This is a genomic window from Exiguobacterium sp. s59 (assembly GCF_018617475.1).
GTDB lineage: Bacteria > Bacillota > Bacilli > Exiguobacteriales > Exiguobacteriaceae > Exiguobacterium > Exiguobacterium aestuarii.
Genome location: NZ_JACSKG010000001.1, coordinates 170,801 through 185,611, shown reverse-complemented (window position 1 = coordinate 185,611; position 14,811 = coordinate 170,801). Strand labels below are relative to the sequence as shown.

Annotated in this window: 15 protein-coding genes; 2 read left to right on the top strand and 13 right to left on the bottom strand. The window is 50.6% G+C overall.

From position 1 onward, the window contains the following. Both sdhA and KNO91_RS00970 read right to left on the bottom strand, forming a co-directional pair. Window positions 1-1,758 (bottom strand): succinate dehydrogenase flavoprotein subunit, encoded by a 1,758-nt coding sequence (sdhA, locus tag KNO91_RS00975; RefSeq protein ID WP_214789421.1) that lies wholly within the window; start codon window positions 1,756-1,758, stop codon window positions 1-3. Between the two features lie 16 nt (window positions 1,759-1,774). Continuing rightward, entirely contained in the window at window positions 1,775-2,392 is a 618-nt protein-coding gene (locus KNO91_RS00970; RefSeq protein WP_015881102.1) for a succinate dehydrogenase cytochrome b558 subunit, read from the bottom strand. 222 nt (window positions 2,393-2,614) lie between these two features. Between KNO91_RS00970 and KNO91_RS00965 the strand changes: the two genes are divergently transcribed. Beyond that, window positions 2,615-3,007, top strand: coding sequence for a YslB family protein (locus KNO91_RS00965; protein ID WP_251126499.1), 393 nt, complete (start codon window positions 2,615-2,617; stop codon window positions 3,005-3,007). A 203-nt stretch (window positions 3,008-3,210) separates the two neighbouring features. Here KNO91_RS00965 and uvrC read toward each other — a convergent pair whose 3' ends face one another. After that, window positions 3,211-5,001 (bottom strand): excinuclease ABC subunit UvrC, encoded by a 1,791-nt coding sequence (gene uvrC / locus KNO91_RS00960; protein WP_214815681.1) that lies wholly within the window; start codon window positions 4,999-5,001, stop codon window positions 3,211-3,213. Window positions 5,002-5,071: 70 nt separating this feature from the next. On the opposite strand from uvrC, the gene KNO91_RS00955 reads away from it, so the two are divergent. After that, entirely contained in the window at window positions 5,072-6,385 is a 1,314-nt protein-coding gene (locus tag KNO91_RS00955; protein ID WP_214794369.1) for a dihydrolipoyl dehydrogenase family protein, read from the top strand. A gap of 42 nt (window positions 6,386-6,427) precedes the next feature. On the opposite strand, the gene mnhG is transcribed toward KNO91_RS00955, so the two are convergent. The 10 genes from mnhG to KNO91_RS00905 form a co-directional block, all read right to left on the bottom strand. Then, complete coding sequence (mnhG, locus tag KNO91_RS00950; RefSeq protein WP_214794371.1) at window positions 6,428-6,787, bottom strand: monovalent cation/H(+) antiporter subunit G; 360 nt, start codon at window positions 6,785-6,787, stop codon at window positions 6,428-6,430. Beyond that, complete coding sequence (locus KNO91_RS00945; protein WP_026826530.1) at window positions 6,765-7,061, bottom strand: Na(+)/H(+) antiporter subunit F1; 297 nt, start codon at window positions 7,059-7,061, stop codon at window positions 6,765-6,767. The genes mnhG and KNO91_RS00945 overlap by 23 nt, the downstream gene beginning before the upstream one ends. Next, window positions 7,061-7,546 (bottom strand): Na+/H+ antiporter subunit E, encoded by a 486-nt coding sequence (locus KNO91_RS00940; RefSeq protein WP_214815678.1) that lies wholly within the window; start codon window positions 7,544-7,546, stop codon window positions 7,061-7,063. Before KNO91_RS00940 ends, KNO91_RS00945 begins: the two co-directional genes overlap by 1 nt. A 7-nt stretch (window positions 7,547-7,553) precedes the next feature. Beyond that, on the bottom strand, window positions 7,554-9,038 hold the full coding sequence (locus KNO91_RS00935) for a Na+/H+ antiporter subunit D (RefSeq protein ID WP_214815676.1): 1,485 nt from the start codon (window positions 9,036-9,038) through the stop codon (window positions 7,554-7,556). Further along, the gene (locus KNO91_RS00930) at window positions 9,031-9,372 is read right to left on the bottom strand and encodes a Na(+)/H(+) antiporter subunit C (protein ID WP_015881093.1); all 342 of its coding nucleotides are present in this window, start codon (window positions 9,370-9,372) and stop codon (window positions 9,031-9,033) included. Before KNO91_RS00930 ends, KNO91_RS00935 begins: the two co-directional genes overlap by 8 nt. Beyond that, window positions 9,372-9,809, bottom strand: coding sequence for a Na(+)/H(+) antiporter subunit B (locus KNO91_RS00925; RefSeq protein ID WP_214789438.1), 438 nt, complete (start codon window positions 9,807-9,809; stop codon window positions 9,372-9,374). The genes KNO91_RS00930 and KNO91_RS00925 overlap by 1 nt, the downstream gene beginning before the upstream one ends. Beyond that, a complete protein-coding gene (locus KNO91_RS00920; protein ID WP_214815673.1) occupies window positions 9,781-12,222 on the bottom strand; it encodes a Na+/H+ antiporter subunit A in 2,442 nt (813 codons plus the stop codon). Before KNO91_RS00920 ends, KNO91_RS00925 begins: the two co-directional genes overlap by 29 nt. Window positions 12,223-12,569: 347 nt before the next feature. Beyond that, complete coding sequence (trxA, locus tag KNO91_RS00915) at window positions 12,570-12,884, bottom strand: thioredoxin (protein WP_015881090.1); 315 nt, start codon at window positions 12,882-12,884, stop codon at window positions 12,570-12,572. Between the two features lie 107 nt (window positions 12,885-12,991). Beyond that, window positions 12,992-13,957: an electron transfer flavoprotein subunit alpha/FixB family protein gene (locus tag KNO91_RS00910; protein ID WP_214695236.1), complete on the bottom strand. Its 966-nt coding sequence runs from the start codon at window positions 13,955-13,957 to the stop codon at window positions 12,992-12,994. A 14-nt stretch (window positions 13,958-13,971) separates the two neighbouring features. Next, window positions 13,972-14,745: an electron transfer flavoprotein subunit beta/FixA family protein gene (locus KNO91_RS00905; protein ID WP_214789442.1), complete on the bottom strand. Its 774-nt coding sequence runs from the start codon at window positions 14,743-14,745 to the stop codon at window positions 13,972-13,974. Window positions 14,746-14,811 lie beyond the last annotated feature (66 nt).

Sequence of the window (14,811 nt, the reverse complement as noted above, 5' to 3'; positions counted from 1 at the left end):
TCATTTCGTCTTCGCCCCTTTCTTCGAGTAATCCCGTTTACGTGGCGGGATTAACGAAACATCGATGTCTTCATACGAGATATCGACTTCCCCATTTTTGTAACGTGCCATCGTCGTCTTCATGAACTGCTCGTCATTACGTTCCGGGAATTCCGGTTTGTAATGGGCACCACGACTCTCGTCCCGTTTGAGTGCGCCAAGTGTGATGACGCGTGCGAGGTCGAGCATGTGGTCGAGCTGTCGGATGAACGATGCCCCTTGGTTGCTCCAACGTGCCGTATCCGTAGCTGAGATGTTATGGAAACGTTCACGCAATTCTTGGATTTTCTTGTCCGTCGCTTCGAGCTTGTCGTTATAGCGAACGACCGTGACGTTGTCCGTCATGAGTTCACCGAGTTCACGGTGAATTTGATACGCATTCTCTGTCCCGTCCATCGCAAGGATGTTGTTGAAGCGTTCAATCTCTTCACGCTCGTTGAAGTTGAAGAGTGCTTCTGAGACGCTTTCTGTCGCTTGGTCGAGACCACGCATGTAGTTGACCGCCGCTGGCCCCGCTTCCATTCCGCCATGAACAGCTGAAAGAAGTGAGTTTGCGCCGAGACGGTTCGCACCGTGCATCGAATAGTCACATTCGCCGGCTGCAAAGAGTCCCGGGATGTTCGTCATTTGATCGTAATCGACCCATAGTCCGCCCATCGAGTAGTGGACTGCCGGGAAGATTTTCATCGGTACTTTACGCGGGTCGTCTCCTACGAACTTCTCATAGATTTCAAGGATTCCACCGAGTTTGATGTCGAGTTCTTTCGAATCTTTATGAGACAAGTCGAGGTAGACCATGTTCTCGCCGTTGACGCCGAGTTTTTGGTTAACACATACATCAAAGATCTCACGTGTCGCGATGTCACGCGGTACGAGGTTTCCGTAAGCTGGATATTTCTCTTCGAGGAAGTACCATGGCTTCCCGTCTTTGTATGTCCAGACACGTCCACCTTCACCACGAGCCGATTCACTCATGAGACGAAGTTTGTCGTCCCCAGGAATCGCAGTCGGGTGAATTTGGATGAACTCCCCGTTCGCGTAGACCGCACCTTGGCGGTAAACCGCTGCCGCTGCTTGTCCTGTGTTGATGACCGAGTTTGTCGACTTCCCGAAGATGACCCCTGGGCCACCTGTCGCTAAGATCACCGCATCCGATGGGAACGCTTTAATTTCCATCGAGCGCAAATCCTGGCAGACCGCACCGCGGCAGATGCCTTCTTCATCGATGACGGCACGAAGGAATTCCCATCCTTCATATTTCTCGACGAGACCTTGCGCTTCGTAACGACGAACCTGCTCATCAAGTGCGTAAAGAAGTTGTTGTCCTGTTGTCGCTCCAGCATATGCCGTACGGTGGTGAAGCGTTCCACCGAAACGACGGAAGTCTAAGAGACCCTCTGGCGTACGGTTGAACATAACCCCCATCCGGTCGAACATGTGGATGATTTTCGGCGCATTTTCCGCCATCTTTTGTACAGGTGGTTGGTTGGCGAGGAAGTCGCCTCCGTAGACCGTGTCATCAAAGTGTTGCCAAGGAGAATCACCTTCCCCTTTCGTGTTGACAGCCCCGTTAATCCCACCTTGGGCACAAACTGAATGTGAACGCTTGACCGGTACAAGCGAGAATAGTTTTACCGGAACACCCATCTCTGCCGACTTGATGGTCGCCATGAGTCCAGCTAGACCGCCACCGATGACGATCAAACTTTGATTTGCCATGTAAAATTCCCCCTAATTACAAGATGCCTGCAAACGTCAAAATCGAACGGATGCCGACAAAAGATAGTGCCAAGAACACGACACCTGATACGTAGCTCATGAGACGTTGCGAACGAGGTGACTGTGTGATTCCCCACGTGATCGAGAACGACCAAAGACCGTTCGCGAAGTGGAACGTAGCCGAAAGGATTCCGACTATGTAGAAGATCAACATGAGCGGATTGTCGACGATGTTTTGCATCATCTCCGCATTGACTTCGACCCCGCGCAATTTCGCTAGACGCGTTTCCCAAACGTGCCACGCGATGAAGATCACGAGGAAGACTCCTGTGAAGCGTTGGAAGAGATACAACCAGTTGCGTGCGTATGAATAACGGTTCGAGTTGATCGACCCGAGAAACGCATAGTACACGCCGTACACTCCGTGGAAGATCATCGGCAATGCGATAATCGTCACTTCAAGGAAGTACAAGTACGGTAAGTTCTCCATGAATTTTGCTGCTTTGTTGAATGACTCCACCCCATCGACGATGTAGTAGTTGACCGACAAGTGAACGATCAAAAACAAACCGATTGGAATGACCCCAAGTAGCGAATGGACTTTACGACTGAAGTAGTCACGATGCGCTGCCATTCTAGTTCCCCCTTTTCACGAGCATTGGCTCGTATTGTCAATAAAAGCGTTTTCAAATGCAGATATAGCTTTCTGTCTCCTATTCTACTCTTGTGAAAATTGTATGACAAGACAACCTAACCGATTTGTGCCACATTCTTTTCAAAAATACAGGATGACCAAATTCCGATTGGTCGTTATAATGATATAGAGAGATTGGAGTGATGGGATAGAATGGAAACGATGAGCCAACCAATTTTCGCGATTGAACTTCTTCGCGACTATGTGTTGACGGACTTGCTTGGTGAAGATTACGCCCAAGTCATCTATTGGTCAGGAAAGCGGGTCGCCCGAAAATTCCCGACGATGTCTGACGATGAACTGACTGCATTCTTCGATGAGGCAGGTTGGGGAGCGTTGACGCTCAAAAAGGAACGTGGGAGTAAATTTACATACGAACTCACCCCACCACCTGCGACCCAAGCCAAAACGACAGGTTACTATCAGCTTGAAGCTGGATTTTTAGCCGAACAGATTGCAGGTCGTTTCCAGTGCGTCGCGGAAGGGTATGCCGATCCCGCCCGAAGAACTGTCCAAATCACCGTCCAACTAGACCGGAAAGACGATTACGAATAAGAGTCGATGCCAAATGCATCGACTCTTATTTTTGTTTACTGTGAAGTTGTTGACGCATGTACCGACGGAATTCATCTAGTTCGTGCCGATCAAACGCCACATTTTCCCCTTCATTGCTCCGCGTCGCCTTACGGACGACCGACACGATATTTCCCGGAAAATGTCCTTTCTCTAACAGCTAACGAAGTATTCCCTATGTCATGTCATTCATCCGTGTCCTCGTGCACGTATTGCAGGACGGTCTCTGCTAATTTTTCAGGTAGTCCAGCTTCCTTCAATTGTTCGAGCGAGGCCAGACGAATCTGTTTCATCGACCCGAAATGACGGATGAGCTGTTGACGACGTTTCGGACCGACTCCCGGAATCTCATCTAGAATCGACTTCGTCATTTTCTTCGTCCGCAAGCTGCGATGGAAAGTGATGGCGAAACGGTGGACCTCATCTTGCATCCGTTGCAACAAATAAAACGCACTTGATCGTGGATGGAGTTCGACGACAGCACCATGTTCTCCAAACAAGAGTTGGCTCGTCCGATGTCGGTCATCCTTTTTGAGTGAGCCGACCGGTAAGTCGAGTCCAAACTCGTTTTGGATGACGTCGAGCGCCGCATTCAATTGACCAATCCCTCCGTCAATCAATAGGAGATCAGGTAGTCGCTTATCTTCCGTCAACAGGCGGCGGAACCGGCGACGCACGACTTCGCGCATCGTCTCGTAATCATCTGGTCCTTGGACGGTCCGAATCTTATATTTCCGATATTCCTTTTTGAGCGGCTTCCCGTCTTCAAAGACGACGAGTGCCGATACAGCGTCCGCTCCTTGGATGTTCGCGTTATCGATGATGTCAACGCGTGATAAATGCGGGATCCCGATGGCTTCCCCGAGTTCACGCATCGCGAGTAACGTCCGCTCTTCGTCCCGGGCGAGCAATTCGAACTTCTCGTTCAAGGCGATTGTCGCATTCTTCGCCGCCAAATCGAGTAGCTGTTTCTTTGCCCCACGTTTCGGTTGCATCACTCTCGTGCCGATGGCGTCATTCAACAAGTCGAGCCGGACCGTCTCCGGTACGAGGATCTCTTTCGGCACGACGTTTTGTTCGTAGAACTGGACGATGAAACTTTCGAGCTCTTCCGAAGGCTCACCGTGCATCGGGAAGAGGGAGACGTCTCGCTCGATCATTTTGCCGCCTCGCATATAAAAGACTTGGACGCACATCCAACCTCGGTCGAGTGTATAACCGAAAACGTCACGTGCCGTCGGGTCGGCCGTAATCATATTTTGTTTGTTCATGATCGATTCGACTGCTCGAATCTGGTCACGCAGTTCAGCCGCCCGTTCGAATTGCATGTCTTCGGCGGCACGCCCCATCTCGACGTTCAATTTCGCGAGCGTCTCAGCTGTCTCCCCATTCAAGAAGCGACGAATCTCATTGACGATCTCTTTTTGCGAATCCGTATCGACCGCCAGTTCACAAGGTCCTAGACATTGCCCGATGTGATAATAAAGACAAAGTTTCTTCGGCATCGGCTGACATTTCCGGAGCGGGTATAGCTTATCGAGCAGACGTTTCGTCTCGTTCGCCGCGTAAGCGTTCGGATACGGTCCGAAATAATGTCCGCCGTCTTTCTTCAGCTTACGTGTCGTCAAAAGTCGCGGATACGGTTCGTTCGTGATTTTGATGTACGGATACGTCTTGTCATCTTTCAGGCGAATGTTGTATTTCGGGTCGTGCTTTTTGATGAGTGTCATCTCCAGGAGCAACGCCTCGAGTTCACTCGCTGTCACGATATACTCGAAGTCACGAATCTCCGCGACGAGGCGCATCGTCTTGATGTCGTGTGCTCCCGTAAAATATGAGCGGACCCGATTCTTCAGATTTTTCGCCTTCCCTACATAGATGACCTCTCCATATTCGTTTTTATGCAAATAGCAGCCCGGCTCGTCCGGGAGCAGCGCTAATTTATGTTTAATGTGGTCGGTATGACTCAATTCCATTCACCTCAGTTTAGCTTCCTCCTAGACGGGAAAAAGAGTGTGATATCTCGTCAGAGGAGGATTTTATATTATGAAACGATACGATGTCATCATTGTCGGTAGCGGGTCTGCCGCTAGCCAAGCCGCCACGATTTTACGTGACGCCGGTAAAGAAATCGCCATCATTGAAAATTGGACGTTCGGAGGAACGTGCCCCCAACGCGGATGTGACCCGAAAAAAATGCTCGCCGAAGGTGCCGAGCTACTTGCCCGGACCGAGCGCATGCGCGAGCTCGGCGTCGAAGGAAGCCTGTCACTCGATTGGCAGGCCTTTAAAAAGCGGATTGATGAATATCGCTTCTCGATTCCCACGTCAAAAACACAACATTGGAACGAGATGAACATTGATTTATATCAGGGAGAACCTCACTTTATCGATGAGGATTCCATTGTCATCGAAGGTCACGAGCTATCGGCCCCTCAATTTTTGATTGCGACCGGTCAAACGCCACGCCCTCTTGATATCCCAGGTGGCGATCAGGCCATCACGAGCGATGACGTTTTCGACCTCGACGCCTTACCGGAATCGATTCACATCGTCGGTGCCGGCTATATCGCCTTTGAATTCGCCCATATCTTTCGACGTTTCGGAAGTGACGTGACACTCCTCATCCGTTCACAGGCACTAAAAGCATTCGACCCGAACGTCGTCCATCGACTCGTCGAGGAATCGAAGCGCATCGGCATCAGCGTCCGACACGACGTCGAGCCGACACGAATCGATGGGAACGTCTTAACGTTATCAGATGACTCTACCCTTGAAGGAGTTGTCCTTAACGCTACCGGACGAATTCCAAGCGTCGAGCGACTCCATCTCGATGCAGCCGGGGTCAAGTCAGACCGTCAAGGCATCCATGTGAACGAATACCTACAGACGAGTAACCCCGCTATTTATGCCGCCGGAGATGTCGCGTACAGTCCAAATCCTGCCCTCACCCCGTTCGCCGGTCAGGAAGGACGCCTCGCTGCGTTGAACATGCTTCACGGAAACACGCGGGTACTCCCCGAACGCCCGGCGCCGACAATCGTCTATGCGACCCCACCGATTGCCAAAGTCGGTCTCACCGTGGAAGAGGCTGAGGCAGAAGGAATCGACTTCGACGTGAAAGAGACGGACATGTCACACTTCCTCACCTATTCACGGATCAATGACGCGACCGCCTATTCGAAAGTATTGTTGAGTGAGGAAGGTCACGTCATCGGGGCACATTTGATTGGACACCATGCCCCAGAACTCATCAATCTGTTCTCTTTCATTATACAGAACAAACTGTCGCATCAACACGTGAAGCACTTAGAAGTCGCCTATCCGACCGCTGCTTCCGACCTGACTTACCTGATCTAAACAAAAGACGGGATTCGCACCGAGGCGAATCCCGTCTTTCTTTCATTCGATTCCTTTATCCTTGTCTTCTTTCAATGCGTCTTGTAACGACTTCTCCCAAAGCGGGACCCCTTTTGAGTGCGCTGCACGTGAAATGAGGTGACCACCAACTGGAGCTGTCAAAAGGACGAAGAAGAGACCGAGCAAGAGTCTTGCGTCAAATACCCGTTCATCGACATAGACGTGAAGGACGGCCGCAAAGAGGACGAACATGACACCGAGTGTCGCACTCTTCGAGGCTGCATGTGTTCGCGAATAAATATCTGGGAGACGGATGAGACCAATCGCGGCGACGACCGTGAAGAAGACGCCGATGATCGTGAAGATGCCGGTAATGAGATCAAAGATCATTGTCGCGGTCATGTTGGATAATCTCTCCCCTCTCTAAGAATTTCGAGAACGCCACCGTTCCGATGAAGGCCAAAATACTGAGTAGCAAGATGACTTCAAAATATAACGTCGTATCGAGCAGGATCGATAGCAACGCGACGACCGAGATGAGCGCGATCCCAATGGAGTCGAGCGCGATGACTCGGTCAGCCGTCGTCGGTCCTTTGACGACGCGATACAACATCATCAACATCGCAAGCAAAAGAATGGCGAGCGAGATGTAGATGAGAATGTCTAGTAAATCCATCACTCTGTCGCCTCCTTAATGCTTGATTCAAAGTTATCATAAATGTCTTTTCGCAATGCTTCCTTATCCGGCATGTTGAGTGCGTGGATATAAAGCACGGAATTGTCTTTTGACACCTGAACGACGAGCGTCCCCGGTGTGAGCGTGATCAGCATCGAGAGCAAGCTGACTTGCCATCCTTTGTCGAGGGACGTGTCATACCGGAAGATCCCCGGTTGAATCTTCAGCTTTGGACTGAGGACGAGACGTAACACCTCGAAGTTCGCGAGGAACAGTTCCCGGATGAAGATGAGGAGCAGTTTAAACAGACGCCAGACGCGTGTGAAGTAAAAACTGCCGCCACCAGCTTTAAAGAATCGGCGCATCATGAACAAGATGAGCAATCCGAGTAAATACCCGACGAAGAATCCGCTCGATGTGAACGATCCCGTGAGGAACATCCAGATGAACGCCAAGAAAAAGTTAATCAATAGTTGATAAGCCATCTGTATTTCACTCCTTTATCACGGCATCGATATAGATTTCTGGATTGACGAGTGGCTCGATCGCCTGCGTGATATACGGATGGATGGCTTCTGCCCCGAATCCGTATGCGACCGCAATGATGAGCAACAAGAAGACCGGCACAATCAGACGTTTCGTATACGGTACGAGCGGTCCGTCATACTCGCGCTTCGCTTCTCCCCAGAATCCGTTCAAGAAGATCTTCATGACCGAATAGAGGACGAACAGACTCGACAAGAGAACGAGAAGTGGTCCGAACAGCTCTCCTTCGTCCATCCCACCTGAGACGATCAATAACTTCCCGAAGAATCCACTGAGTGGTGGAATCCCTGCGAGCGAGAGCGCTGCGACGAAGAATGTCCATCCGAACAGCGGGAAGCGGGTGATGAGTCCACCCATATCGCGTAGTTGACCGGATTTGGTGATCCCGATCATCATCCCGACGAGCATGAAGAGAACCGCCTTGATGATCATATCGTGAATCAAGTAGTAGAGCGACCCTTCAAGAGACGTCTGCGTGTTGACGGAGATCCCGTACAAAATGACCCCGACCGCGATCATGATGTTGTAGATGATGATCAACTTCACGTCGTTATAGGCGATCGCTCCCGTCATCCCGATGAAGATGGTGAGGACAGCGAGCACCATGAGGAACGTCTGTAAAAATTCACCGTTTCCGTCAAAGAGCAACGTGTACGTTCGTAAAATCGAGTAGACCCCTACTTTCGTCAAGAGTGCCCCGAACATCGCGAGAATCGGAGTCGGTGCGACCACATACGCTCCAGGGAGCCAGTAATGAAGTGGGACGAGCGCCCCTTTCATCCCGAAGACGATGACGAACATCACACCGATGACGGTGATGACATCCGGGTTGTCGACGAGCGGGATTTTCATTGCCAAGTCCGCTAAGTTGAGGGTACCTGTGACGCCGTAAAGCAAGGCGACCGACATGACGAAGAGTGCCGAGGCGATGATGTTCACGAGCAAGTACTTGATGGACTCTCGTAATTGGACGCCTCGTCCACCGAGTACAATCAATACGTATGAGGACATCAAGAAGACCTCGAAGAAAACGAACAAGTTGAAGATATCACCTGTCGTGAAGGCACCGTTCACCCCGACGAGCAAGAAGAGCATCGAGATGTACAAGTAGTTGCCTTCATATGAATCTGAGAAGTAGTGGACGGCGAACCACACGATGAAGAGCGTGAGGAGAGTCGACGTCGTCACAAGTAGGGCTGACAGCATATCCGATACGAGTGTGATCCCGAACGGCGCTTGCCAGTTCCCGAGGTTGAGGGTTTGAATCCCCTCCGTGGAGACCGTGTGCACGAGAAAGAGTGACACGATCGCCGTCATGGCTAAAGCTCCAAGAGCCATCCCACGCTGCAGCTGGACCCGTTTTGGCATGAACATCATGATGATGGCCGCAAGCGCAGGAATGACGATTGGAAAGACCGGTAAGTTAATCATACGATTCTGTTCCTTTCATTTCTTCCATATTGTCCGTGCTGAGCTCCTGATACGTGCGGTAGGCAAGTACGAGGAAGAACGCCGTCACCCCGAAACTGATGACGATTGCCGTCAAGACGAGCGCTTGCGGTAACGGGTCTGTGAATTCAGTCACACCGTCGACGAGGACAGGGGCTGCCCCTGTCTTCAAACCTGCTGTCGTCAAGACGAGAAGGTGTGCCGCGTGACTGAACAAGGCTGTGCCAATGATGATGCGTAACAAACTTCTTGAGAGAACAAGATAGACGGCACACATCGTCAGGACACCGATGATGATGCTAACGAAGATTTCCATTATTCACTCTCTCCAATCGTTTGTATAATCGTCAACGTAATTCCGATGACTACGAGATAAACCCCTAAGTCGAACGCAATCGCCGTGTGAAGCGTCTGTTCGCCGAGAAGTGGTAAATCAAACTTCCCGTAGGCATGTGTCAAGAACGGACGGCCCAAGAATACCGAGTGAAGACCTGTTAAAAGTGCGATCAATAATCCCGTCGCCGTCATGAGACGGTAGTCGATCGGGAGAACGTTCGCGAGCGTCTTCGAATCAAATGCGAGTAGCAACAAGACGAGCGCCGCGGATGTCATCAATCCACCGATGAATCCTCCACCTGGTGAATAGTGACCGGCAAAGAACAAATCGATCGAGAAGATGACGATGATGAAGAAAATGATAATCGCGGCCGTCTGCAAAATGACGTCATTGACGCGTTTGCTGTTTTGCTTCATGTGCACCTTCTCCTTTCGTACGTCGTGTTGTTCTAAATTTAATCATCGTGTAGATCCCGAAAGCCGCAATTCCAAGAACGACGATTTCAAACAAGGTATCAAATCCACGGAAATCGACGAGAACGACGTTGACCATGTTTTTCCCTGCTGCAAGCTCATACACGTTCTCTTTGTAATACTCCGAGATCGAGGTGAGCGATTTGTTCGTGAGCGCCATGAAGCTGAGTAGCGTCACGGTCGTCCCGACGAGAACGGCCACGATGGCATTCCCGACTTTGAAACGCATGCGTACTTCCTTCTTGCTGATGTCCGGCATGTGGTAGAACACGAGCAAGAACAAGGCGACCGATACCGTCTCGATGACGAGTTGGGTCAGTGCCAAGTCAGGTGCACCGAAGAAGACGAAGAACAATGCCACGCCATATCCGACGACCCCGAGTAAAATGATGGACGGTAGACGCGATTTCATAAAGAGAATCGCGAGCGCACCGAGCATGACGACTGCACCAAGCACATATTCATATGGTGCGATCTCTGCCAAGTTCTCGAACGAGAATTGGTACATGTCGAACCACCAGATGCTAAAGAGCATCATGCCTGAGAGGAAGACGAAAATATAGATTAAATACGACCGGATGAATCCAGTCATGTAATTGTCTTTGAAGCGATATGCTGCTTTATTTGACCAGACGAGCGTACCATCGTACATCCCGTTGAGTGTCAAACGATGCGGGATCCGATTGTAGATCCCCATCCATTTGCCCATTTGCCAGAACAACAGCGAACCGAGGAGAACGACCCCGATTGTCATGAAGAGCTCTGGCGTCAAACCGTGCCAGAAGTAAATGTGGACATCTACCTCTTGCCCTTGTGCGACGAGTGTCGGGTAGATCGACTCGACCGCCGGTTTGATTAGCGAGTTCGACAATACGTTCGGGAAGAACCCGAGACCGACAACGAGAAGCGCGAGGATAGCTGGTGAAATCAACATGCCGATTGGCGCCTCATGCGGTTTCTTCGGCAATTGATCGAACTTCGCCTTGCCCATGAATGTCCGTGTGAACAGCATGATGCTGTAGATGAACGTGAACACACTTCCGACGAACGCAATGACCGGGAGTAAGATCCCAATCGTATCGAGCGCGAAGAAATCGGCCGAGAACACTTTCGTCGTCGCCTTCAAGAACATCTCTTTACTCAAGAAACCGTTAAATGGCGGTAGACCTGCCATCGAGAGCGAACCGATGACGGCAATCGTGAACGTAATTGGCATGACAGTCATCAGACCGCCAAGCTTACGAATGTCACGTGTGCCCGTCTCATGGTCGACAATCCCGGCCATCATGAAGAGCGAGCCTTTGAACGTTGCGTGGTTAATCAAATGGAAAATCGCTGCAATCGTCGCGACCATAAAGATGTTGTCATCCATTCCGTCATAGTGGAGCGCAGCCGCACCGAGACCGAGGAGTGACATAATCAATCCGAGCTGACTGACTGTCGAGAACGCCAGGATTCCCTTCAGGTCGGTCTGCTTCACGGCATTGAATGAGCCCCAGAACATCGTGAACATCCCGACTCCGGCAATCGTCCATAGCCATACCGATGACTCTTGGAATACCGGGCTCATACGGGCCACGAGGTAGAGACCTGCCTTGACCATCGTTGCCGAGTGAAGGTACGCACTGACCGGAGTTGGTGCCTCCATCGCGTCAGGCAACCAGATGTGGAACGGGAACTGCGCCGACTTCGTGAACGCCCCGAGCAAGATGAGAATCATCGCGACGAGGAAGAATGGACTCTCAGCGATAACGTCAGAGTTCGCGATCATATCGCGAATACTGTACGAACCAATCATCGACTCGAGTAAGACAATCCCCCCGAGCATCGACAATCCACCGAATACGGTGAGAAGCATCGACTTCTGTGCGCCGTAGCGTGAGCGTTCTTTCTCATACCAGTAACCAATCAACAGGAATGATGAAATCGATGTGAGCTCCCAGAACATATACATGACAATCATGTTGTCCGAGAGAACGACCCCGAGCATCGCACTCATGAACATCAAGAGATACACGTAGAAATGCCCGAGTGACTCTTTGTCCTTATTCAAATAGTAAATAGAATATAGGACAACGAGTGCGCCGATCCCCGTGATGAGGAGGGCGAACAATAGACTGAGTCCGTCGACGTATGCCGTGAAATTGATCCCGAGGGACGGCATCCACGCAATCGTCTCTGTCACGACGTCCCCTGCACTCGTGATCGGAATAAATCCGGCGAAGTAGGTGACGAGCACGACCGGTACGATCAGGACGAACCAACCTGTATGAATTTGTTTCATCCCCCGAAACAAGAACGGGATGAACGGTGCCGCGAGGAGCGGCAACAAAATAGCTAAATGTAACACCGACAAGAAAATTCCTCCTTCGAACAGAGTCGTACAATGGATTGAGCCGTAAAGTAAGGTCACTTGACTCCATCATGTCTTCCTCATGAGTATAGCGTAAATTTTCAGTCTGTTTCCATGATAAAAGCTTCCAGCTCGAGCGCCCCCTCGTTAAAATTCCGAATCTTTTAAATATGAAGGAAGCCGACGGAAATTCTTCAAAAAAATTTTTGAAATCAGACGATATGTATCGGATTTTTACGTACTTGAGGGTGTGCGGAATAACTCAACCTATTCCCTGCTTGCCTGTCCTTTTCCTTCTTTTCCGGTCGACAAAACAAAAAAGCAGCCGATACAGATCGGCTGCTACGCAATTATTGTGCTGTTGCGATAAACTCTTTCAATGCTTCTTTTGGTTGGAAGCCCATTGTTTTAGAAACAGGCTCGCCATCTTTGAACATCATGAGTGTCGGGATGCTTTGGATTTGGAAAGCACCTGCGACTTCAGGGTTTTCGTCAACGTCGAGTTTCACGATTTGGACTTGGTCGCCCATTTCTTGATCGAGTTCTTCGAGAACTGGCGCGATCATGCGACATGGTCCACACCAAGTTGCCCAGAAATCAACGAGGACTACGCCCTCTTTTACATCTTGTTCAAACGATTGAGTCGTTGCGTGTTTAATAGCCATTTGTAAAAACCTCCCCAATAAGATGAGAGAGCCCTGATACAGAACTCTCATGCAATTCATGTTCAGAGTATACCACGGAGGGTAACAACCCCAAAACGTTTTGCTTATTAGCTATTGACGAGGTGCTTGCGGAACTCTTCTGTCAACATTGGGACGACATCGAACAAATCGCCGACGATGCCATAATCCGCCACGCTGAAGATGTTCGCTTCTGGGTCTTTGTTGATGGCGACGATGACCTTCGCGTTACTCATCCCTGCCAAGTGTTGAATCGCTCCAGAAATCCCGCATGCGATATAGAGGTCTGGTGTGACGACTTTACCCGTCTGTCCGATTTGAAGCGCATAGTCGCAATAGTCGGCGTCACATGCTCCACGTGAAGCACCGACCGCTCCTCCGAGAAGCTCTGCTAACTCTTCAAGTGGTTTGAAACCGTCTTCGCTCTTGACGCCACGTCCACCTGCGACGATGACTTTCGCCTCCGCCAAGTCGACTTTCCCAGTCGCCTTCCGAACGACTTCTTTGACGATCATCGCAAGGTCTTTCAATTCGACCGCTGGTGTTTCAACCGATACGCTCGCACCAGCTTGACGTGCAAGTGCGTCGATGTTGTTCGGACGAATCGTGAAGAACATGACAGAGTCTTTGAACTTCACTTTCTCGAACGCCTTCCCTGAGTAGATCGGACGAACGAATTCAGCGTCACGGCCAGTCCCTTCGATTGAGACGACGTCACTGATGAGTCCGGCATCAAGACGTGCCGCAAGTTTCGGTGCGATGTCTTTCCCGAGAGCTGTGTGCCCGAGAACAATCATGTCTGGACTTTCTTGCTCGATCAACTGACGGAGCACTTGCCCGTAGCCGTCTGGCGTATAGTGTTTGAGGCGATCGTCTTCAACAACGAGGACGCGGCTTGCGCCATACTCCCCGAGTTCTTGCGCGAGTGATTGCACGTGATCCCCAATCACAACTGCCGTCACATCGTCTGTCAATTGCTTCGCCGCAGCGATGGCTTCGAATGATACGTTACGTAACGCGCCTTCACGCGCTTCTGCGAGTACTAAAGCTTTCATCTATGATCTCCCCCTTAAATGACTTTCGCTTCCGTGCGAAGAAGTTGTACGAGCTCGCTCACTTGTGTCGACATGTCGCCTTCAAGGATACGCCCTGCTTTCTTCTCTTCTGGCAAGAATCGTTCGATCGTCTCGATTTTCGCTTCGATTTCATCTTCATCGAGGTCGATGTCCATGAGTTCGAGTTCTTCGAGTGGTTTCTTCTTCGCTTTCATGATGCCTGGCAAGCTTGGGTAACGTGGCTCGTTCAACCCTTGCTGCGCCGTCACGAGGAGCGGGAGTGAGACTTCGATGACTTCCGTGTCCCCTTCGACGTCACGTGTGACCGTAGCCGTCGTGCCATCGATTTCAAGAGCTGTGATCGTCGTGACGTAGTTCATGTCGAGAAGTTCTGCGACACGTGGCGCGACTTGTCCGCTACCTCCGTCGATCGCAACGTTCCCTGCGAAGATAAGGTCTGCGTCTTGTTCTTTCAAATATGTGGCGAGCACTTTTGAAATCGTTACGTGGTCCGCATCCTCCACATCGTCCTCGATCGAGATACGAACGGCTTTGTCCGCTCCCATTGCGAGCGCTGTACGCAATTCTTTATCCGCGTCTTCTGGTCCTACCGTGACAACCGTGACCTCTCCCCCGAGTGCATCGCGTTTTTGAATCGCTTCTTCGACCGCATATTCGTCATACGGGTTGATGATGAACTCAGCGCCGTCTTCTTGAATTTCCCCATTCTCGAGCTGAATCGCTTCCTCAGTATCAAACGTACGTTTCAGCAAAACAAAAATATTCATGGTTGATCCCCCTTTAGTCAATTCTTCCCATCATTCATGAATCAGCATTCATTTTTTGAGCTAGTG